The organism is Candidatus Competibacter phosphatis (genome assembly GCF_012939995.1).
Lineage (GTDB): Bacteria > Pseudomonadota > Gammaproteobacteria > Competibacterales > Competibacteraceae > Competibacter > Competibacter phosphatis.
On record NZ_SPMZ01000028.1, the window covers coordinates 17805 to 39362 of the forward strand.

General features: G+C 61.4%; 20 protein-coding genes and 1 pseudogene. 7 read left to right on the plus strand and 14 right to left on the minus strand.

Going from position 1 to position 21558, the window contains the following annotated elements; all coding sequences use genetic code 11:
- Positions 1-479: 479 nt before the first annotated feature.
- Positions 480-1106 carry a dual specificity protein phosphatase family protein gene (locus E4P82_RS10285; RefSeq protein ID WP_169248794.1) on the plus strand — a complete coding sequence of 209 codons (627 nt, stop codon included), beginning with the start codon at positions 480-482 and terminating at the stop codon, positions 1104-1106.
- 107 nt (positions 1107-1213) lie between these two features.
- Here the strand turns inward: E4P82_RS10285 and E4P82_RS10290 are convergent, their stop codons facing one another.
- From E4P82_RS10290 to E4P82_RS10340, 12 genes and pseudogenes are all read right to left on the minus strand, one after another.
- Positions 1214-2206 (minus strand): hypothetical protein, encoded by a 993-nt coding sequence (locus E4P82_RS10290; RefSeq protein WP_169248795.1) that lies wholly within the window; start codon positions 2204-2206, stop codon positions 1214-1216.
- Positions 2207-2288: 82 nt separating this feature from the next.
- On the minus strand, positions 2289-2609 hold the full coding sequence (locus tag E4P82_RS10295) for a hypothetical protein (RefSeq protein ID WP_169248796.1): 321 nt from the start codon (positions 2607-2609) through the stop codon (positions 2289-2291).
- Positions 2610-2636: 27 nt separating this feature from the next.
- A complete protein-coding gene (locus E4P82_RS10300) occupies positions 2637-3941 on the minus strand; it encodes a hybrid sensor histidine kinase/response regulator (RefSeq protein WP_169248797.1) in 1305 nt (434 codons plus the stop codon).
- The gene (locus E4P82_RS10305) at positions 3892-4410 is read right to left on the minus strand and encodes a PAS domain-containing protein (protein ID WP_169248798.1); all 519 of its coding nucleotides are present in this window, start codon (positions 4408-4410) and stop codon (positions 3892-3894) included. The genes E4P82_RS10300 and E4P82_RS10305 overlap by 50 nt, the downstream gene beginning before the upstream one ends.
- Positions 4411-4489: 79 nt before the next feature.
- Positions 4490-7378 (minus strand): CheR family methyltransferase, encoded by a 2889-nt coding sequence (locus E4P82_RS10310; protein WP_312914700.1) that lies wholly within the window; start codon positions 7376-7378, stop codon positions 4490-4492.
- Positions 7379-7505: 127 nt separating this feature from the next.
- A pseudogene (locus E4P82_RS22085) lies at positions 7506-8252 on the minus strand (chemotaxis protein CheB); the annotation flags it as partial.
- An 81-nt stretch (positions 8253-8333) separates the two neighbouring features.
- Entirely contained in the window at positions 8334-8705 is a 372-nt protein-coding gene (locus E4P82_RS10315) for a response regulator (RefSeq protein ID WP_169248799.1), read from the minus strand.
- 81 nt (positions 8706-8786) lie between these two features.
- A complete protein-coding gene (locus E4P82_RS10320) occupies positions 8787-11375 on the minus strand; it encodes a bifunctional acetate--CoA ligase family protein/GNAT family N-acetyltransferase (RefSeq protein ID WP_246327509.1) in 2589 nt (862 codons plus the stop codon).
- A 102-nt stretch (positions 11376-11477) separates the two neighbouring features.
- Complete coding sequence (locus E4P82_RS10325; protein ID WP_312914705.1) at positions 11478-12035, minus strand: DOMON-like domain-containing protein; 558 nt, start codon at positions 12033-12035, stop codon at positions 11478-11480.
- Positions 12036-12153: 118 nt separating this feature from the next.
- Positions 12154-13278 (minus strand): PQQ-dependent sugar dehydrogenase, encoded by a 1125-nt coding sequence (locus E4P82_RS10330; RefSeq protein ID WP_169248800.1) that lies wholly within the window; start codon positions 13276-13278, stop codon positions 12154-12156.
- Between the two features lie 203 nt (positions 13279-13481).
- Positions 13482-14876, minus strand: a complete 1395-nt coding sequence (locus tag E4P82_RS10335) for a DUF4921 family protein (protein WP_169248801.1) — start codon at positions 14874-14876, stop codon at positions 13482-13484.
- Between the two features lie 75 nt (positions 14877-14951).
- Positions 14952-16496 (minus strand): hypothetical protein, encoded by a 1545-nt coding sequence (locus E4P82_RS10340; RefSeq protein WP_169248802.1) that lies wholly within the window; start codon positions 16494-16496, stop codon positions 14952-14954.
- 282 nt (positions 16497-16778) lie between these two features.
- On the opposite strand from E4P82_RS10340, the gene E4P82_RS10345 reads away from it, so the two are divergent.
- The 4 genes from E4P82_RS10345 (at position 16779) to E4P82_RS10360 (ending at position 19036) form a co-directional block, all read left to right on the plus strand.
- Complete coding sequence (locus E4P82_RS10345; protein WP_169248803.1) at positions 16779-17018, plus strand: SH3 domain-containing protein; 240 nt, start codon at positions 16779-16781, stop codon at positions 17016-17018.
- A gap of 11 nt (positions 17019-17029) precedes the next feature.
- Positions 17030-17422 (plus strand): TIGR04211 family SH3 domain-containing protein, encoded by a 393-nt coding sequence (locus E4P82_RS10350; protein WP_169248804.1) that lies wholly within the window; start codon positions 17030-17032, stop codon positions 17420-17422.
- Positions 17423-17641: 219 nt separating this feature from the next.
- The gene (locus E4P82_RS10355; protein ID WP_169248805.1) at positions 17642-18307 is read left to right on the plus strand and encodes a hypothetical protein; all 666 of its coding nucleotides are present in this window, start codon (positions 17642-17644) and stop codon (positions 18305-18307) included.
- Between the two features lie 138 nt (positions 18308-18445).
- A complete protein-coding gene (locus E4P82_RS10360; protein ID WP_169248806.1) occupies positions 18446-19036 on the plus strand; it encodes a 2-hydroxychromene-2-carboxylate isomerase in 591 nt (196 codons plus the stop codon).
- A 20-nt stretch (positions 19037-19056) separates the two neighbouring features.
- Here the strand turns inward: E4P82_RS10360 and E4P82_RS10365 are convergent, their stop codons facing one another.
- On the minus strand, positions 19057-19956 hold the full coding sequence (locus tag E4P82_RS10365) for a LysR substrate-binding domain-containing protein (protein WP_169248807.1): 900 nt from the start codon (positions 19954-19956) through the stop codon (positions 19057-19059).
- 119 nt (positions 19957-20075) lie between these two features.
- Between E4P82_RS10365 and E4P82_RS10370 the strand changes: the two genes are divergently transcribed.
- Positions 20076-20294 carry a DUF1127 domain-containing protein gene (locus E4P82_RS10370; RefSeq protein ID WP_246327510.1) on the plus strand — a complete coding sequence of 73 codons (219 nt, stop codon included), beginning with the start codon at positions 20076-20078 and terminating at the stop codon, positions 20292-20294.
- Between the two features lie 42 nt (positions 20295-20336).
- Positions 20337-21008, plus strand: a complete 672-nt coding sequence (locus E4P82_RS10375) for a glutathione S-transferase family protein (protein WP_211203106.1) — start codon at positions 20337-20339, stop codon at positions 21006-21008.
- Positions 21009-21075: 67 nt separating this feature from the next.
- Here E4P82_RS10375 and E4P82_RS10380 read toward each other — a convergent pair whose 3' ends face one another.
- Positions 21076-21558, minus strand: coding sequence for an arsenate-mycothiol transferase ArsC (locus tag E4P82_RS10380; RefSeq protein ID WP_169248808.1), 483 nt, complete (start codon positions 21556-21558; stop codon positions 21076-21078).

The window sequence follows — 21558 nt, forward strand, 5'->3', positions numbered from 1 at the left end:
CACGGGTGATTTCAATTTTCCGGCGGGCACGGCAGATGGTCACCATTTCATGGATCATCATCGTGTTTTACTCCGGTTCACCATATCTCGACTATTGCCATTCGATTTCATGAAAAATCAACTGGTCACGGATACCCATCCACAACTTTCATTATTAAGCAAAGTCAAATGACCAGACAAAATTTTCCAGGTTGGTGGCCAAACAGTTAATGTTAGGCCATGGTGTTCCTCTCTGATTGACGGAATCGCCATTTCGAGTGACCCCGGTGCTCTGTGTCGCTTCTCTTGGTCAAGAATGAAAAGCCACAATTCGAAAAGAATTGCCATGGTGTCGACCAGTAGTGGCGGATGGTCGAGCCTGAGTTTGTCCGACAGTCTGAGAGTCGACCAAAATCTGGGTTGGATCGAGACTGGACGTGCATGTATCCCCCGCCGAAATCGAGGATGCGGGGAAGGTCGTTGGATGGCGAGGAGAAACCATGAAGCACCCGCAATCTTTAACCGCATGGTCCTGGCGCCTGAACTGGGACACGATCCGACACGATCTGACGATCGGTAGCTGCCCGCGTGGCCCGGCCGATCTCGATCGACTCCAGGCCGAAGCCCGGATTTCGGCGGTGCTGTCGTTGCAGCACGACGAGTGCCTGGAAAAATTGGAAATCGATTATCCGCGACTCGCGCGTCACGGCCGTGCCCAGGGTCTGCGCATGGAACGCAGCCCGATGCGCGATTTCGAGCCCGAGGACCAGCGCCGCCGCTTGCCCGAGGCCGTTCGGATTCTGCACGATCTACTCAGCCAGGGTCATCGGGTTTATTTGCACTGCACCGCCGGCATCAACCGTTCGTCGCTGGTGGCGGTGGCCTATCTGACCTGGATCGAAGGCCAGTCGCTGGACGACGCCATGGCCCTGCTGCAAGGCGCCCGACCGGAAGTCAGTCCTTACTGGGACGCTTACGAAGGATGCGGGCAGGATCTGATTGCCCGCCATGCCGACCAAATTCGTCAGCGCATCGCCGAACTGAGCCGCCAAGACCCTGGACGGAGCGCCAAAATCCACCGGTCGCGGGCGGAACGGGAAATAATCCGGACCGTGCTGATCGGCTGATGGCATCAGGCGTGCTTTGCTGATCGCCGTTCGTTCGGAAGATGATTAGTTCGTGGTGAGGGGCGGAGCTTGAATCGATACCGCTCATCCTTGACTCGCGGGGGAATTCACCCCTCGTCGTGATCGATATCGACCGCCGGTGGGGAAGGGTCTTGTCCTACTTTTGAAACGATCAGCGCATGGCTTTCATGAACCAACGTGGCGGTATGCAGTTCGCCGTAGTCGGCGGTCACGAAAAAGCCGCGAACCGAACCGCTGACGGGTAGGTTGTGCTGGAACTCCAGCAATGCCTTACAGAAAAATCGGTTGCAGAGATCCGAACGCATCTCCCGAAGCAAAGCGCAACCATCGGCCTGATGATAGAGGCAGGAATCTCGATAGGTCCGAGAGCCCACACGGCCCAAGTAGGCGGCGGTCACGGCGGAAGCGTCCTGTTCCGGATGCGCCGCCCGATAAGCGCGCAGGGTCTCGACGTCGAGATAGGCGTGATCCCCACCACCCTGACAGCAGAAACCTCGGCAGCGCGCGCAGGCTTGTTCCAGTACCGTCCGGACGCGGGGTTCCGGCTCGGGTGGCCGCGTCGATGGGCGCTCCGGCGGTTCGACGGGCGCTGGGGATGGGTCGAAGGCTTGCTCGACCAGCGCCGTCAAGCTCGCCCGGAAAACCTCTTTGCGCTGCTCCGGCAGCGGGGCGAGCCCCGCCGTCACGGAGGGCGTCACCACCAGGGGAAAGGAGTCCGGCTCGCGGATGCCGAAAGCGGCCAATACCCGGTCGCGCAACCGCGTGGCATCTTCGATCTCCCGCCGCAGCAGAGCCGTGTAACGAGCTTGGTTGCGCTCGTACACCTGAACCGCATAGTCCTTGACCGCCGCCCGCTGGCACGTCGCGGTGGCGCAGGTTTGGGTCGGCTGCTCCCGCGCCGACAGCGGGCGACCGCAAACCCGGCAGACTTGGCCCCGCCGTTGTAGCAGCGAATAGCGTTGGTGACACTCCGCACGTACGCAAAGTGAGCGGGGCCGCGCCGGACCGAAAGGCAGCGGAGCCTGGCAGATCAGGCAGATGGATGCCGTCGGGCTCTGGAGATCGGGCGGGACCAGCATGACAGTTTACCGGGGTTGGGGTGTTCGACCACCAACAATCGGGATACCCGCACGCTTCGCATGGAGTGGCCTGACGGTTCGGCTAGCCGATGTTGCGAGCCGACGGCGGCGTCTGCAAGTCCGACTCGATCTTCGGACGGCTGCTGATGGGTTCGTTGGGGGTGCCCAGTCGTCGCAATCGTTCGGTGGCCTGCAATTGTTGTTGCTGGACCGAGGCGGCCAGCGAGCCCAGCGCCAGATGGGCGAAAGCGGCCAGCGACCGCGCCCGGGCGGCGGCGCCGTCGGCGAGGGCGTCGGTGATAGCCTCGTTCAACGCAGCGGCATAAGCCTCCAGGGCGTCAAGCAGCGCGTCGTGGCGCTGGGCCAGGGGAGTGAGACGATGCGCGGCGGGTGCGTCGGTCATTTGGAGGTCCTCAAGCGATGCGTCATCCTATGGTTCCGTCGGGATTTCGCCATCACCCATCGCATCGCGCAGGCATTGCGTTAGCGCGTTCAGGGTATAGGGTTTTTGCAGAAACCCGAATAGTGGCTTGCCCGCGAACTGCGGGGCGATTTCGGCTTCGGTGTAGCCGCTTGAGATCGCCACCCGCACCTTGGCGTCGATTCGCCGCAGTTCGTGCAGGGTTGCCTCGCCGTCCATCTGCGGCATGGTCAGATCGAGCAGGATCAGCGCGATCTCGTCGCGCCGCTTGCGGTAGATGTCCAGCGCCTCCTGTCCATCCGCGGCGACCAATACCTTGAACCCGATCCGCTCCAGCATGCGGGTCCCCAAGGTCCGAACCGATTCCTCATCGTCCACCAACAGGATGGTGCCAGCACCTTTCCAGTTCCAGGTGCCGGCTTTCGGAGCGGCGCCCTGTTCGGCGGAAAATTTGCCTTCCGCCAAAGCGGGGAACAACACCTTGACCGTGGTACCCTTGCCTGGTTTGCTGTACACCTTGAGCGCGCCCTTATGGCCGCGCACAATGCCCAGCACGGCCGACAGGCCCAGGCCTCGGCCAGTGAATTTGGTGGTAAAAAACGGTTCGAAGATGCGCCGCTGAGTTTCCTGGTCCATGCCGGTGCCCGTATCCGAGACTTCGAACCAGACATACAGGCCTTCGGCCAGGTTTTCGTAGAGATAAGGCTCGCAAAGATATTCACGCGAGCACTGCATCAGGCCGGTCGAGATCGTGATGACCCCGCCGCGGTCGCCGATGGCTTCCGAGGCGTTGGTCACCAAATTCATGATGACTTGGCGGATCTGGCCGGGATCACCGTGCAACGGCGGCAGCGGTTCCTTCAGATTCAGGTTGAGCGTGGCTTTCTTCGAAATGGAGGACTGCAACAGGGAGAACATGTCCCCGACCAGATTGCCCAGCCGGATGTCGTCGATGACGAAACGGCCCTTGCCGGAATAAGCCAGAATCTGGCGGCAGAGTTCTGCGGCGCGCAGCGAGGTTTTCTCGATGGTCAGCAGGCTTTCGCCCGCCGGAGACAATGGCGGTAGGTCGTCCAGCGCCAGGCTGGTGTTACCCAGGATAATGGTCAGGAGATTGTTGAAGTCGTGGGCGATACCGCCGGCTAGCACACCCAGGCTTTCCAGTTTCTGGGTCTGCTGCATCTGTCGTTCCAGTTGCAGGCGTCTTTCCTCGGCCCGCTTGCGCTCGCTGATGTCGGTGATCGTCAACAGCAGTAGGGGTTGGTTATCGCGCTGCGGACGTCCCATGGGCGTGGCGATGATCGTTCCTTCCATGTGTGCGTGAAACGCCGCATCTGGACCACTCGGGATCAACGCTTCCAGGTTTTTGCCGATCGGATTCTTGAAAAAATGCCCGATAGCGCGAGAGAAACACGCTGCGGTCGTCACCCTCCAGGCAATCCGCAAACGGGCTGCCCAGCAATTGATTCCGGTTGCGGCCCACCATCCGGCAGAACGTTTCGTTGGCTTCGTGAATCAATCCGACATCGTCCAGCGCCAGATAGCCGATCGGTGCTTGGTGAAACAGAATGGAGAACTGATTGCGGGATTGCTCCAATTCCGTCATCAGGCGGCGCAGTTCTTCGTTCTGCAATTCCAGCTCGATCTGGTGGACTTGCAATTCGTGAACCAGCTTGCGGATTTGCTCGATGGAGAGATCCGATATTTCCGCTTGGTGTTCCGCAACGCTGGCTTCGGCTTTTTCCCTAAGATGCTTCATGCCCTCCTGGTTATGTTGCGTCATGTGGCCCTTCTCCGTTGAATCGTGACAGGCGGGCCCGGCACGTTGCGGTGCGTTGGACCATTCAGCGCCTGTGGCTTTTTTATTGTCGCGGTTGTTCGCCCGTTGCGGTGGCGCCCGTGCATTCGTGAATCACAATGACGCGCATCGGCCCGTCGCCGGGCAAACCGGTGGCACGCCTGACCAGCGTGCATTGTTCCGACCATGCCCGACAGGACGAGTCGTGCTGGATGAAGCGCGGGCGCGTTCCAGCGAGCACGGCACGGATTCCCACGGCAAAGTCGGACGCTTTCTCGGTGGCGGCATCTTGCGGGCACTCGCAGGCTTGCAGGTAGTTGCTCCCCTCCAGTAGGCCGGCCAATGGCCCCGAACTCGCGCGGGCAAGATCGCGCCAAGCTTTGTTCACTATTAGGATAGTCCCGTTTTCGTCAAGGATGGCGACGCAAGCCGAGACGGCGTCCAACGCCGCTCGCGCGAAGCGTTCCGATTCGCGCAATTCGTCTTGAATGCGCTTCAGCTCGCGCTTTGCCTCCAACCTGGCGGTGATGTCGTTGAAGGTGGCATAAACCTGCGTGGGCTTGGATGTGCCCGGTTCGAACAGAGGAATGGCGTTGACCCGGAGCCAGCGGGTATGTTCGAGCGCGGCATTGTGTACGCCCATCACGGTGGCCGTCACCGGCTGGCCCGTCCGCAGGGCGATCATGGACGGATGTTGGTCGGGAGGTAAAACCGTACCGTCCTCGCGGAGCGCTTGCCACTGGGGATCGGCGGAGGTCCACCCCGAGATCCGGTCGGCCGGTAGGCCGAGAATACGCTCGGCGGCCGGGTTGACCGAAACGATTTCGCCACGCTCGTTCTGATATACCACCCCTTCCGCCATGGTGTTGAACAGTTGCCGGAAACGCTCCTCACTGGCCTGCGCGCGCGCCACCGCCTTGCGGTGCGTGGAGAGATCCAGCACGGTGAAGATCGCGCCCTCTTCCGAGTTGTCCGGATTCAGCGCCGAGGCGTTGAGCAGGATCGGCAGGGGCGTGCCGTCCTTACGCTGCCAGCAGGTTTCCACCGTCCCCACTCCGTGCAGCCGGATCTGTTCGTATAGATCCTTGCCGACGCGCTCGAATTCCTGGAGTGAGGAATACATCAGACGCGCGCTCTGACCGACCAACTCGGCACGGGAGTATCCGAACAATTGGCATAGCTGGTCGTTGAGTTCCAGGAATATCCGGTTGGCGACTCGACCGATTCCCACCGGCGTGGCCCGGTAGAGGCTGGATAGCCGAGTTTCGCGCTCGTTCAGCGCATCGCGGGTGGTCTTCAGCAGGTTGATGTCGATGAAGGCCAGCACCACCCCGGCGATGGTGCGCACCCCGACATAATAGGGTAGCACCCGCATCAGAAACCAAGCGCCATCCTCGGTGCGGACTTCCCGTTCCTGCTCGACGGCGGTTTCGGCCACTTCCTTGATGACCCCGAACAAGTCGATATCCAGATTGTGCAGCAGATGATTGATCGGGCGGCCGATGTCACCGTCCAGAATCTTGAAGATGCGTCGGATCGCGGGCGTGAACCGGCGAATGGCCAGGTTTTCATCAAGGAACAGGGTCGCGATCCGGGTGCTAGCCATCAGGTTGTCCAGATCGTTGGTCAGCTCAGTCAATTCGATGATCTTGCTCTGGTGCTCGGCGTTGACCGTATGTAGTTCCTCGTTGACCGATTGCAATTCCTCGTTGGTGCTTTGCAATTCCTCGTTACTGGCCAGCAATTCCTCGTTGGTGGCTTGCAGTTCCTCGTTGGCCGTTTCCAACTCCTCGATGGTGGCTTGCAGGTTTTCCCGGGTGAATTGCAGCTCCTGCTCCAGGTCGTGGAGGCGTTGTTCAACTTCCAGACCGAGGTCGTATACCTGCGCCTCGTTGCCGCTGCTCCTGTCTTCGAGCCGTGCGGCTAGATCTTCGATGAAGATCGCCGCCAGCAGCTCCTGCCCGCGTTTCCCCGGTAGTGGGCGGATGCGAATCTGTACCGTTTTGGTTTCATCGCGCCATTTGGTGCGGATGCTGGTGTATTTCAGCTCCTCGCCGGACTTGAACACTTTTTGCAAGCCGGTGGCCAGCGGGATGGCGAGATCCTTGGAGGCAATCTTGGTGATGTCGTTGATCAGTTTGCCGGAGGGCAAGCGGAGGTAACCTTCCGGGTCGCCGAAGATGTGCAGTACTTCCAGTTGCTCGTTGACTATCACCACCAGTGGCAGGTAATCGCCGACCAGCGCCTGCAGGAAGCGGCTGAGCAGGCGCTCTTCCTCCTGAGCACGGGACAGGCGGCCACTGCCGGCCGCTGGTTGGCCACGGTCCTGTGTAAATCGAGGTTCCTGGAAAAGGGTAAAATTCGGTTTTTCGGCATTTGGGCGGCGTTTGCCCTTGGAGGCGTAAATTTTGTATTTCTGGTGCAGGGAATCGAATAGGTCGGCCATTTCGCCGGTCGTTTCGCTGGTACCCAGCAGCAGAACGCCCTGCGGATTGAGCGAGAAGTTCATCATCTCCATCGCCTTGCGCTGCAATACCGGCTGCAGGTAGATCAGCAGGTTGCGGCAACTGACCAGTTCGATGTTGGTGAACGGCGGGTCCTTGATCAGATTGTGCTGCGCGAACACCACCATTTCGCGGATGGAGCGGTCGATCTGATAGCGGTCTTCCTTGTAGTGAAAATACTTGGTCATGAGCTTCGGCGGCAGGTCGGCGACGATACCATCCGAATAAATGCCGCTGCTGGCGCGCAGGATGGCGTCGCGGTCGATGTCGGTGGCAAAGATTTTGACCTCCAATCGTTTCCCCATTTGTTCCAACACTTCGCGGCTCAACATGGCCAGCGAATAGGCTTCCTCGCCAGTGGAACAACCGGCCACCCAGAAGCGTGCCTCCTGATTGTTCGCCCGCTCGAACAAGCGCGGCAAATGCTGCGTTTCCAGTTCGTCGAACACCTCGCGGTCGCGAAAAAAAGCTGGTGACTCCGATCAGCAGTTCGCGGTAGAGCGTGTTCACTTCGCTCGGATTGGCTTCCATGTAGCGCACGTAATCCCGCAGATCTTGGAGTTGGTAGATTGCGATGCGCCGTTCGATGCGTCGGGCCACGGTGCTGGGTTTGTAATAGGTGAAATCCACTCGCGTGCGCTCGCGCAGCAGGGCGAAGATGCGCATCAGATTATCTTCGTCCGTCAACAGCACGGGTGGGCGATCGGTCTTGGCGGCGTAGGGGTGGCGGGCGAAGGACAGCAGCTTTTCCGGCATTTCGTCCGGGGGCAGGATGCAGTCGGTCAGTCCGGTGGAGATGGCCGACCGCGGCATGCCGTCGAAGCGGGCGGATTCCTCGCTTTGCACCATCACCATCCCGCCGGCTTCCTTGATCGCCCGGATGCCGCGCACCCCGTCGCTGCCGGTACCCGAGAGGATGATGCCGATCGCCTTGTCGGCCTGATCGTCGGCCAGCGAGCGCAGGAATACGTCGATGGGTAGATTCAGCCCGCGCGAGCGATCCGATTCGCTCAGCAGCAGCTTGCCGTGGAAGATGGATAGATTTTTCTTGGGCGGGATCAGATAAACCGAGTTGGCCTCGACCCGCATGCCTTCCTCGGCCCGTTGCACCGGCATGGCGGTGCGCTTGGAGAGCAGTTCGACCATCATGCTCTTGTAGTCGGGCGAGAGGTGCTGGATGACAATGAAGGCCATCCCGCTGTCGGCCGCCATGTGCGAGAAAAACGCCTCCAGCGCCTCCAGGCCGCCGGCCGAGGCGCCAACCCCGACATAGTAGATCGGGTTGGAGGAGGTGGTGCCGTGCTGGAAGGAAGACTCTTGCATGGATTCGGCCCTAACGGGTCAATGGATGATGCTGGATTGGGATATGGATGCGCGGCCGTGGCGGCGTGGTGGCACGCCTCTTCAGCCTTCGCCCAGCACTTCGCGCAGTTTGGCCAACCGGATCGGCTTGGTCAGGGTGATCACCGAACGCAAGCCCTTGAATTCCGCCAGCAGGCGGGCGTCCTTGGCGTAGTCGGGGCTGTAGCCGGTGATGATGATCAGACTGGCCTCGTAGTTTTGCTCCACCAGCCACAACACCAGTTCGTTGCCGTCCATTTCCGGCATCACCATGTCCATGACGATCAGGGTGGGGTGCAGTTCGAAATACGCTTGTTGGAAAGCGCGGCCGTCGGTGACGACCCGTACTTGATAACCGAGATCGGAAGCCACCTTGCTGACGAGTTCGCCGAATTCCGGTTCGTCGTCGACCACTAGAAGCCGTTTTTCACTCATTTCGTTCTTTTTCGCTCATGAAATTATCCCGCGGACGAGCCGATACAGTGCAGTTTCAGAATAACATGCTTTACGCTGGGATCATCGTGATCGGTATGGATGGCGAAACCCAGCGCGCGATCCAATTGCAGCATGGGTTTGTTTTCCTGCAATACTTCCCCCGTAGATTTCGCCGATGCCGCGCCGGCGCGCATAATCGATGATGCGCCGCATCAGCAGATTGCCCAGACCCAGTCGCATCATCGCTCGATCGACGATGATCGAATATTCCGCCCGCTCGCCGTTCGGGTCGGCGCTGAGGTTGACGATCCCGTAAATCTCCGCCTTGCCGGGCAGTCCGGGGCCGACCGCCACCAATGCCATCTCCCGATGGTAGTCGATTTGGGTCAGCGCCGCCGCCATCTGATGCGACAACTCGCGGATCGGCTGGAAGAAGCGCAAGCGCAGGTCTTCGGGCGAGGCGCGCGATACCAGCGCTTGCAACGACGGTTCGTCCTCCGGCAGCACTGGGCGCAGCAGCAGTTCCTTTTCGTCGTTCGGCGAGAGCGTTTCCTCAAGCTCCTTCGGATAGGGGCGAATCGCCAGACGGTGGGCCGGCGCCTTGGGGGCGAGCTGCACTCGGGCGTCCAGCGCCACCACGCCCCGGGCGTTGAGCCGCAACGGGTTGATATCCAGTTCGACCAGTTCACCCAGGTCGATCACCATCTGCGAGACTTTGACCAGGGTCAGCGCCACGGCGTTAAGGTCGGCGCGGCGCAGCAAGCTGTAGCGCAGACGCTGATAGAGGCGGGTCTGCGCCATGATCTCGCGCGCCAGGTGCATGTTGAGCGGCGGCAGGCCATAGGCCATGTCGTTGATGATCTCGGCTTCCGTCCCGCCTTGGCCAAAGCAGATTACCGGTCCAAATCGCTCGCCGGAGCGCACGCCCAGAGCGATTTCGTAGGCACCCTCCCGAGGGATGATGGGCTGGAGCGCAAAACCGTCGAATTTGGCCGCCGGGGCCACGGCGTGCAGTTGCGCGAGCATGGCGGCGGCGGCTTGGCCGACCGCCTCGGGAGTGTTCAGATAACGCACGACTCCGCCGATCTGCGATTTCGCGCCGATGTCCGGCGACATGATCTTCAGGGCCACGGGCTGGCTCAGATCGGCGGCGGCGGCGGCGGCGGCGGCCGGCGAATCGGCGAACCGGGTTTCCGCGACCGGAATGCAGTAGGCGGCCAGCAGTTGCATGGCCTCGTACTCGTTAAGGTAGCGACGGCCGCTGGCCAACGAATCGGCGATCAGGGCTCGCGCCGCGGCGACGTCGGCGGTGAACTCCTCCGGCAGCGAAGGTGGGGTTTCCATCAGCAGCGATTGATTACGCTTGTATTGCACGATCCGCATGAAGGCTCGCACCGCGCCGCTGGCGGTTTCGTAGGTCGGGACCTGTCGTTCCAGCAGATGTCGCCGCGCTTCCTGCCCGGTGATTGGGCCGGGAAAGCTGGCGATGACACAACAGCGCTGATTAGGTAGGCGCTGGATCAGCGCGTCGGCCACCGCCGTGGCGTCGCTGAGCGCGCTGGGTGTCTTGATGACCAGCACGCCATCCACTCCTGGGTCCGCCAGCAGGAGATCCAAGGCTTGCTGATAGGCTTTGACATCGGCCTGATCGCCGAGATCGACTGGGTTGGGCGGGGCATTGGGTTCGATCAGCTTTTCCAAGCCCTGCTGGGTGGCCTCGGAAAATTGTGCCAGTCGCCCGCCGAAGTGATAGAGCGTATCGGTGGCCAGCAGGCTCATGCTGGAACTGTTGCCGAGGATGGCCAGACGGTCGTTGTGCAGCAACTTGGCCGCTTTCAGCACCTCGACCATCTGCAGCAACTCGTCGTTGTCTTCCACCCGCAGCAGACCGGCGCGGCGAAAAGCGGCGTCGTACACGGCGTCGTCGGGCTCCTCGGGATGGCGGCGCGGTTTCAGCACGATGACGGGTTTGACGCGTGCCGCGTGCCGTGCCGCCGACATGAACTTGCGAGCATCGCCGATGTTTTCCAGGTACAGCAGGATCGCTCGGGTCCGATAATCCCCGGCCAAATAGTCGAGGATGTCGGCCAGGTCCACATCGAGGCTGTCGCCCAAGTGGATGAGATGGCTGAATCCGAAACCGTAGTGATTGCCGATGTCGAGCGCGGTTTGCGCGATGGTGCCGGACTCGGTGACAAAGGCGATCTGGCCAGGCAACAACGATTGGCGGTTCAGACTGACGTTGAGATTGGACAGCGGCACGCTGAACCCTTGGGAAGCGGGTCCCAGCACGCGCAGTAGATAAGGTTCGGCGGCGTCCAGAATCGCCTGGAACAGCGTTTCGCGTTCGGTTTGCGGGATGCCGCGGGTTTCGCTGATGAGCACCGCCGCCCGTGCGCCGCGTTCGCCCAACTGCTGGATCAGCACCGGCACTTCCTTGAGTGGCCGGGCGATGATGGCCAACGCTGGAGCCAGGGGCAGACTGGCGATATCGCGATAGGCGAGGGCGCCCGCCAATGCCCAGCGTTTGGTGTCCACCGGCATGATCGGCCCAGTGAAACCGCCGTTCATCAAGTTACGGATGATGATGGCTTCGCTGTCGCCGTTGCCACCGCAAATCAAGGCGATCGTGTCTGGTTTGAACAGGTAATCAAGGTTTCGGATAGTCATGACGACAGGGTTCGAGCAGGTGCGGAGACCGGTTCGGTTTTCGGCGAGCCGGCGGGTTTCGTAAATGAAAGGTGGGTATCGTAGGCGGGGGCGGATGATCGATCAAGCAGCGGAAGATCCCAATTGGAGGGCGAAACCGTCGGGGTGATGGAAATCCGGTGGACCTGATGGATGGCGAAGCGCCCAGTACGACAAGCCGCCGTCCCGTGCTTCGACGACGGTGGCCACGGCGAGCCGCCGCGCCGCGCCCGCCGGCAGCCCGTCGAGATGCACGATCGCTTGCAGCTCGAATCGATCTGGATGGATCCACGAGTTTATCCTCGGCGACGGATTCGCGACGGCGGGGTTCATCCCCGCGCGGTAGCCGGTAAACCGATAGCATGCCCAGGCGGTCGAGGGGGAAAAATTAAATTCGTAATAGCCCGGTTGACCGTCCACCGCGAGGAATGCTTCGCAGCAGGTATGGCGCCAGAGCCCATCGGTGCGATGGGGCTCGCTAGGGGCAGGAAGTAGCAGGCCGCTCGGATCGCCCTCGATCCGGTAATCCAGCACAAGCCGTGCCCCGCGCCGCCGGACCCGCGCCTCCACGCGCCAAAGGGACGGATGCGGCGTGGTGGGATGAGGAGTCAACAGGATGAAGGACATTTCGTTCGCTGTCACCACGGTTCACACTCGATGCGGTGGTGACGCCCCTGGATGATTTGGGTGGTGTCGCATTGGCGGAGAAATGCTCCAGTTCGGTAAACCACGCGCCCATGCGCGAGATCGCCCGCTGGTGTCATTTCCCCACCGGCAGAATGCGCAGCAGCGCCCCATCGTCCTCATCGGTCAGCACGTACAGGTAGCCGTCCGGTCCTTGCCGCACGTCCCGCACCCGCTGGCCGATGGTCAGTTTCTCCTCGCCGACGACCCGAGTACCATTCAGTTTGAGATGGCGGATCTGGCGGAACTTGAGCGCGCCGCTGAACAGGTCGCCCTTCCAGCCTGGATAGACCTCGCCGGTGTAGAACGTCAGTCCACTGGGCGCCTTGGATGGGGTCCAAACCAGAATGGGATCGGTGATACCGGGGCGACTGGTTTCATCCGAGATCTTCGGACCCCAGTATTCGATGCTGTAAGTCACCACCGGCCAGCCGTAGTTGTGACCGCCCTCGATGACATTCAGCTCGTCGCCACCGCGCGAACCATGCTCGTTGGCCCAGATGCGTCCGCTGACCGGATCGCGGGTCATGCCCTGGATGTTGCGATGGCCAAGAGTCCAGATTTCCGGCTTTGCGCCCGGCTGACCGACGAACGGATTGTCCGGCGCGGGTGTGCCGTCGTCTTTCAACCGCAACACCTTGCCGAAATGCGTACCCGGATTCTGAGCTTGGTTACGGATGTTCTCGCCATTGAAGCTGAGCGGCGGATTGCCGCCGTCGCTGACGTTCAAGAGTAGAGTTTTGTCCGGTAGCCAGACGATGCGGGAACCGAAGTGCTGACCACCGGACTTCGGGTCGGCGTTCCTAAAGATCACCTCGGTATCGCGTAGCGCGTGGCCGTCGAAGCGTCCGCGCGCCAGCGCCGTGCGATTCGCTTCCGGGGTGCCGGTGACGAAGGACAGATAGACGAGGTGGTTGTCGGCGAAATCCGGATGCAGTGCGACATCCAGCAATCCGCCTTGGCCAAAAGCCAACACCGGCGGCAGGCCGACTATGGGTTCCGGGTCAAGCTTGCCATCGCGGATCAGGCGCAGGCGACCGGCGCGCTCGGTCACCAGCGCCGACCCGTCCGGCAACCAAGCGATGGACCAGGGATGATCCAGACCCCCGACCACCACTTCCGCGCGCCAACCCGTGGCCTCCGGGACATCCCCGCTGATCGGCGCCGGTCCGGTCCGGGCCGTGCAACTCACGGTCATCATGGCCAACAGCCCACAGAAGAAGAGACGCGCGCGCCATTTCCGCGCCGTAAAATTGGCAAGCGCGCTCGATCGACAAAACGGAAGGTGGCGGAACATGATGAAAGGGTTTTTCATGAGGGTGATTTCGCAAATGCTCATGGGACCAAGCCGAGGCGAATAGACTTCAGTGTGGACGACACCTGGAATCCATTCGACCGATACGGTCAACCCTCCCGAGACGGGCCATTCGTCAGCGGCGGGAATTCGGGATGGGCGGACTCTTGGCGGCGCACGGCGGGGTTGTAGCGCAGGCAGTTGGGCACGCAATCGCACTCGAAGGCGATCTTCATCGGCGCGATCCGGCCCTCGTTCTTGAGTTGGAACAAGCGCGGCACCACTCGATCGCGCAGGGTTTCCGGGTCGATGGTGTTGACGTAGATCTTGGTGCCGCCCTCGAAACCGGCCGGGGTCGATACCCGCCACTTGATCAGCACCCGCCACGGCATGGGCACATCCACGTCGGGCGGCTTGTAATACCACTCCTCGTTGCAGGGGATGTCGGAACCGGCGGCGGCGTGGCAGGCGTGGACCAGATCGGACATCCCGCGCAGTTCCTCCGGCGCGTGGTTCCAGGGCTGGCTGCGTTCGCTCTTGGAGAAGATCTCCAAGGTCGGGTAGCGATGGCCGAAGCCGGCGTAGGCGATGGCGTGATCGTTCTCGGCCACCACCAGGTTGCGATAGGCGGCGAAGTTGACGGCGGCCTCGTTATAGAGGTTGGGGTTGGCCCGCACCCGTTGCAGTTCGATGTCGTTCTGGACCCCACGCTCGTCGATGGCCACCAACTGCTTGTGCAGGTGGTCGAAGGAGGCCCCGGCCGGCTTCAACCAGTTCTGAAAGACCGCGACATAACGCACGTAGCGATTGTGAACGTACAGTTCGCGCGCGGCATCGATGGTGAAGCGCAGATATTGGTAGTGCTCCTCCGGGGTTAGGGTGCCAGAAGAAGCGAGCCGATCGTTGTGAGTAGCACCATCGGCGTAGTGGCGCCGGGCGACGATCACCTCGTGGCCGCCGCCGAAAAAGGCGCTGGCCATCTGTAGCTTCTCTTCCTGGGACAGTCGATTGCGTGCCGCCTCATCCAGGCCGGACGCTTTCAGCCGTTGTTCCACGACTTGCAGGACGTGGTGGCGACCCGCTTCCGAGGCCAGATAGTCGCGTTGGTGGGCGGCGATGGCGTCGGGCACTCGGTAGTCGAAATTCTTTTGCCAGTAATCGAAAGACACGATTTCGAACAGGTTGGGAACGCGGCGAAACTCGGCCACCGTATCGAACAGCGCCTCGGCGTGCAGGTGGCGCAGGGTGGCGAAACCATTGCCGGTACGGATCAAGCGCGCCTTCTCCGGCGGCGTCTCCAGATAACGCCGGGCGCAGAACGCGCAGTGGGCGTCGTGCTGATCGGGATTGAGGGGAGCGGGCGCGAGTGGACCGACCCCCAGCGGCCGGTTGCCGCGACCAGGCACGGTCCACACTTCCGTGCCGGTAAACGGGTTGACTTGCTTGATGGTCCCGTCGGCCATCCGCATCAGATAGTTGGATTCGGGAATGAGTTGTGGCTGCATCCGGGTCTTGCCTCACCGTTGTGGATGTCTCTTGCTATGGGAAAAGTGGTTTTGAACGGTCGGCGCCGGGATTTGCTAGCGCACGCCGGCGACCGGTCGCATTTGAGTATCGCAGCGATCACCCACGGTGACCGTCCGCGTGCCGCCACCGCCCTGGCACTGCTTGCCTTGGTCGTGGACGTGGCAGGTCAACGCCAGCGGTTGGCCCGAGTGCAGCCAGGAGGGCGTTTTTCGATAGCGTCCAACGGTGCCGAATCGGCAGCCGCGCGGAATGCCGTAGGGCGCGCAGTGACTCGCCGCCCGCAACGACACCTTGCGTCCATCGATGACGAAGCCGGGATAGCGGTCGACGATCCGCACCACATCCCGGTCTTCGTCCTCCTGGAACAGGAAATCCTGGAAAAAATACCCGCCCCGCGTCGGTTGCTCGATCCGAATGCGGGTGTTGGCGATCAGCGCGAAATCTTGCCCTTTGCTGGCCACCGCTCCGGTGATGTACTCCACTCGATCATGGTGGGGGAAGCATTTGCCCATCGCCGGCGCATGATAGTAGTGGCGCAGGCTTTTCAGCTCCCCCACGGAGACATTGGGAAAAACCGTCCGCAGGTCCTGATCGCCGCCGAATAAAATGCGTTGCATCGAATCCAGATTTTGCGCATACATGCTTTGCAGCTTGTGGTAATACCGCACGTTATGACCGTCGCCCACGGTCGCTTGGTTCCCGCCCAGGTCGGCGCGCAGAAAACACGAGGTCAACCCGGAAACCTGTGTCAGGTATTCATCCCAGATATTGTATTGGGAAACCCGGCTGGCCACGCCCTGAAAATCGCCCGGAAACCGGCAGCCCTGATGGCGAGAACAGCTTTCCCGTCCCCGGTTGCGGATCGACAGGGCGATGATGTTGCGCTCGCAAGCGCCGTAGGCGTTGCAGCCTCGGTCGAGATGCCCCTCGAAGATCGCGGTGCGCATGGTGTAGTCCAGATGCTTGGCCTGCCGTAGAGACTGCTCGGACCAGCGATTTCGATGGGTGCGAATGAAAGAATCCCAGGCGTTTTGCAAGGAAGCGCGCCGTCCGATCAGATGGCGATTGGCGGCCTCGCACTGAGGGGACTGGTGAAAGGCGCGCACGATGCGGTCCAGCTCGCCGCTGGACGCGCGAGGGGCCGTGCGAGTTCTGGCTGGACGCGGGGGGTCGAAAAACGGTGCCTTATTCAGCGCATACAATTTACGGATGCTGATCACATGCCGGACTCCGGCACCGCAGTGGTGGTTGGTTACCGTGAGGGATTGGCGCTGCCGCCACGCGGCTTTGAAGCGTTCGGTCGAGGCCGGCGTAGCCGTGCGCGAATTCACCACGATCTGAAACCCCACATACGGCGTACCGTTGCGGTCGGTCAGCGGTCTACCGTCTCGCATCACCAGGCAAGGGATCAAAGACGTACCCTGGGTCAGGAAGCCGGCTGGCGAAGCAGGGCCGGAGCGGCGAAAGGATTCGACTTCGTAATAGGGGATTTCGAGCTTGCCGTTGAACTGATACAGCGTCATGACCGGCGTGGCGGGGATGCCGGCCCATGCGGGTACGGCGGCGATGAATACGAGCAGAAACAAACATTTTTTCATGTCGCGCTTTATCTTGGACGGCTGGCGGGTTTCGATCCAGCAACCGGGTTGCGGGCCGGAAAGGCGGCAAACGAGGGCGGGGCCAGAGGATGATCGAATCCAATTCAAGGGGAGTCCGCGACTGATGTCAACCCAATCAGTCGCGCCGCAGCTTCGACCCAGCGGTCACGGATCGGTGGTCGATCGGGCGTGATCAAGAGGCCGATCTCGGTGCGTGGGGGTTGGCAGCCCGACCCCGACGCATTTAAAGTTGTATATTCGCCGCCCCACCATGGAACCCGCATGAAGCGATTGTCGCCATTGTTTCCACTTTTGATCACCGGCGCGCTGGCAGGCCCCGTCCATGCCGAAACCGGCTATGTGACCGATTCCTGCACCATCCCGATCCGACGCGGCATGTCCACCCAGTACAAGATTCTGAACATGGCGCCCAGCGGTACGCCACTGCAGATCCTGGAAACCAACGGCACCGAAGGCTACACCAAGGTCAAGACTCCGGAAGGGACCGTCGGTGGATACTGACCCGCTATCTGATGGATCAACCCGCCCCTCGTGATCAGGTGACGCAACTCGAATCGCGCATCACCACGCTGGATGAAGAAAATCGCGGCTTGCGGGGCGAAGTCGAAGCGTTGAACACCAACCGAGCCGCCCTGGCCCGTTGCGGTGAGGAACTGGCGGAAATCCGCCGCGCCGCCGCACAAACCCTGGCCATCGAACAGGAAAATCGTAATCTACAGCAGGAAACCGCGCTGGCTCGCGAACAGGTCGCTCACCTCGAACGGGAGAATGCCTCGCTGCGGAAGAAATCCCAACGCGACTGGTTTCTGGCTGGCGCGGGTGTCGGCTTTGGGGGGCTATTGTTGGGGCTGATCATTCCCATTCTCCCTTGGCGACGCCAGCGCCGACGCTGGGATCAATTCTGAGCGCCGAGGATGAATCGGTCAGGAATTCTGTGTTCGTGAGCCATGCTGCCTCCCGTAAGGGAAGGAGCATGCATGGTAATTCGCCATCCGGTTTGGCGAGCGATTTACACTAACAGCCCCTTTTGGGCGCTTTCCTCAAGCCACCCGCCATGCGGTGGGTAGCCCGTGATCAATGACACGTCCTAAACTAGAAAGACCACGTTCCTTCGAGAAATACCCATGGCCGATCCCGTGCTGCCCGCTGCCTACAACAACCTTCCCGCGTCGCTCAAACAAACCCTTGTCCAATCACATCAGGAATACGTCAAAGGCTGGCCCGGTCGGCTCTTTGCCGATTACATCAATGATTTGGATACGGGCGGTCACTTGGCGGTCATCAGCGCCGTGTACGCGCGTTGCGGCAAGGAATCCAAGTTGTGGCCTTTTATCCAAGCGATCATCGGTCCTTGGAACTATGCCCAAGGCCATCAAATTTCGCAGGGCTTCAATTTTCTCTGCGACAAACCGGACGATTTGCTCAAACTCCTGCGGGGCTCCTCGCTCTTTTGCGAGGACGATCCGACGACAACCGTGCATGGCCCTCGCGACTGCTTTCGCGAGTTGATCACCAGTGGTCCAGGCTTGCACGTCTGCGTGGTTCGATCCAGTTCGCGATCCACCCACCGGCACGATATTCACATCGACAAATCTCAAACGGTTTGCACGCGCCAGAATGACGGTTTCTGCGACTACCACTATTTAAACACCAACTTTGTCAATCATATGAAAGACGTAGTGCCTTGGTTCATCACTGACGTCGCCCCGAAGAAGATCGGCGAAGCCGTTGGCGACGCCGTTCGCGACTACGGCGAGCGCGAAAGCAAAGGCCACGGTCCGAAGTGGTAACCGTGGCCGCTCGCTTGATCGAGCCGAGAGGACGGGAGGCTTTGCGCGGGGCGTGACCGACCTCCTCGGCGCAACGGTCGAGGTGGCGAAACGGAATGAGATGCATCCCTTCATGCTTCTATCCAAAGGAAATCGACCATGCAATTCTGGTTCGAATTCGCCAGCACCTATTCCTATCCAGCCGCCCTGCGGGTGGAAGCGCTGGCCCGTCGGCATGGGGTCCCGCTGGAATGGAAGGCTTTTCTGCTCGGTCCAATCTTCCAGGCCCAGGGTTGGAACGATTCGCCGTTCAATCTTTTTCCGGTTCAGGGGCGCTATATGTGGCGGGATCTGGAGCGCATCTGCGCCGATCTGGAACTGCCCTTCCGCCGACCCGATCGATTCCCGCAACATAGCGTGCTCGCCGCGCGGATCGCCTGCCGGTTCGCGTCGGAACCGTGGCTGCCGGATTTCGTGCGCGCCGTGTTCCGAGCCAATTTCGCCGAGGACCGAGATATCGCCCAACCGGAGGTGCTGGAGCAGTGTCTGAACCGCTTGGACCTGCCGGGAGCCGAACTGCTGCAACAAGCGCAATCGCCCGAGAGCAAGGCGTTGCTGCGGGCGCAAACCGAACGGGCCGTGGCCCTGGGGATCTTCGGTGCCCCCACCTTCATCGTCGGCGACGAGCTGTTTTGGGGCAACGATCGTCTGGAAGCCGCGCTGGCCTGGGCAACGCGACGGCTTGCTTGAAGAGACGGGCGGTATTGCCCTCAAGCCAGGATCGCCGGGTTGCCCGAGGACATCGACGAAGACAGCGCCTCGGCCGCGAAGCCTTCGCGCATGTAACCGGCCAGACATTCCGCCACCGCCGAAACCGAACCGCCACGATGCAGCGTGATGCTGGCCGGCGGCAATGGCGGGAATCCCTCCGCCGCGCCGAGAGGGCGGACGCCGGCCGGCAGCACGCTGCGGCCGAGCACCGTCACCGCCAACCCGGCGGTCACCGCCGCCAGAACGCCGCTGATGCTGGCGCTGGTATAGGCAATGCGATACGGGCGGCCCAGTCCGCTCAGACCGGCCAGCGCCCAGTCGCGAAACGGACAACCGGCCTGGAACAGCGCCAGCGGCAGCGGTTCGTCCTCGTGAGCGAGATGGCGCTCGGCGGTCGCCCACACAGTCGGTTCCCGACGTAGCACCTCGCCGGTTTCCGCGCCCGGCGTACAGGTGATCAGCGCCAAGTCGAGCCGATCCTCGGCCAGCAAGCGCCGCAGGTTGACGCTGGGCTCGCAATGCACTTCCACCTGAACGCGCGGAAAGGCGCGGGCGAAGCGGACCAGGATGTCGGGCAGAAACCGTCCCACGTAATCGTCCGGCGTGCCCAGCCGCACCAGGCCGGACAGATCCGGTCGAGCCAGCACCGCCAGGGCTTCGTCGTGCAGCTTCAATAAACGACGCGCATAACCAAGCATCGCTTCGCCATCCGGCGTGAGCTGCACACCGCGCCCCTCGCGCTGGAACAATGCCCGATCCAGTAGGGTTTCCAGCCGTCGTACCTGCATCGATACGGCGGATTGAGTGCGATGTACCTGCTGCGCGGCGGCGGTGAAGCCACCCGCATCGACGATGGCGACAAAGGTGCGCAGGAGATCCGGGTCGAGTTGGGTGGACATGAAAACACTCCCGATTCATCACGAAAAATGATGTGTCATATAAAACTTATTCGTTGGATGAATCAATAGGCGTTCTTCATGATAGCTCGCGACCCCTTGAGACTCTGGAGGACCCGAACATGATCCATAATGCGACTCTGTGCCTGGAACGTCCCGCCAATCGTCGTCCTGGCCTTGGCATCCTGCTTGTCGGCATGCTCGCGTGGCTGCGCGATCGCCATGCGGTTTATCGTCAGCGCCGCGAACTGCTCGCCCTTGACGACAGGATGCTGAAGGATATCGGGCTCAGCCGCGCCGACGCCTTCCGGGAAGGCAGTAAACCGTTCTGGCGCCCATGAAGGCTCGTTCACTTCGATGATTCACCCATAAGGAGTTTCTCCATGATATCCGCCCTCACCCTGGTTATCGGCAATAAAACCTACTCGTCTTGGTCGTTGCGTCCCTGGTTGTTGCTGAGGCATCTGGGGGTGACATTTCAGGAGATTTCCGTTCCTCTGCATGCGCCGGACACCGCGACTCAGATTGCCCGCTATTCCCCCTCCGGCCGGGTTCCGGTCCTGCTGGACGGTGATCGGGTGATTTGGGAGTCGCTGGCGATCGGCGAATATCTGGCCGAACGGTATCCGGCGGTCTGGCCGGTCGATGTGCATGAGCGGGCGCTGGCTCGTTCGGCGGCCAGCGAGATGCATGCGGGTTTCGCCGCGCTGCGTGAGGAATTGCCTTTCAATTGCCGTAGCCGACGCGCGGGCGTCGTGCCCTCGCTAGCAGCTCAGACGGAAATCGAGCGGGTGGTGGCTCTTTGGAGCACCTGTCGTCAGGCGATCGGCGACGATGAGGAGGGGCCTTGGCTGTTCGGGCGTTTCACCTGCGCCGATGCCATGTTCGCGCCGGTGGCGCTGCGCTTTCATACCTATGGCATCGCTCTGCCGGAACTGGCCACGCGCTATGTCGATACCGTCCGTCAGGATATCCACGTACAGGCCTGGATTCATGCGGCATGCGCGGAGACCGCCATCATCCCCGAGGAAGAACGCGGCGAACCGATGGATTAAGAAGGTCGCGCCTCCACGGCGAACCCGCCGACCATGGCGGGTTTTGCCCGTGGGTCGAGGCGCCGGGTTAGCTGGCTGGAGCAGGCGCGAAGGCCGCGATCCGTTCGGTTTCCGGTTGCAGCTCATCGACCAGTCGTTCGACCAGTCGGGTCATTTTTTCGAGGGCGTGAGCCGGCGTTTCCAGCGGCAGGTCGCCGACCTCCCAATATTCGACCAGCGGTCCGTAAGTCGGGAAGAATCGTTCCACCATGGGCTGATGCTCATGGCGGCTCAGGGCAACGATGCGATCCGCCCGAGCCAGATCGGCGCTCTGCACGGATCGGGGATAACGTAGCGATGCACCGGGACTGGCGCCCAACTCGGTCAGCCTCTGAAGGGTTGCCGGCGAAATGGGTCCGGGATTGCGAAAGACATCGACATCTGGCGCCAGCCCCCGGGAATCCGCCCGCCACGGCAGCCCCAGATACCGGGCTCGATGATTGAAGTATTCTTCGCAAAACCGGCTCCGGTAATAGTTGCCGGTGCACAGGAAAAGAATAGGGTTGGTCAT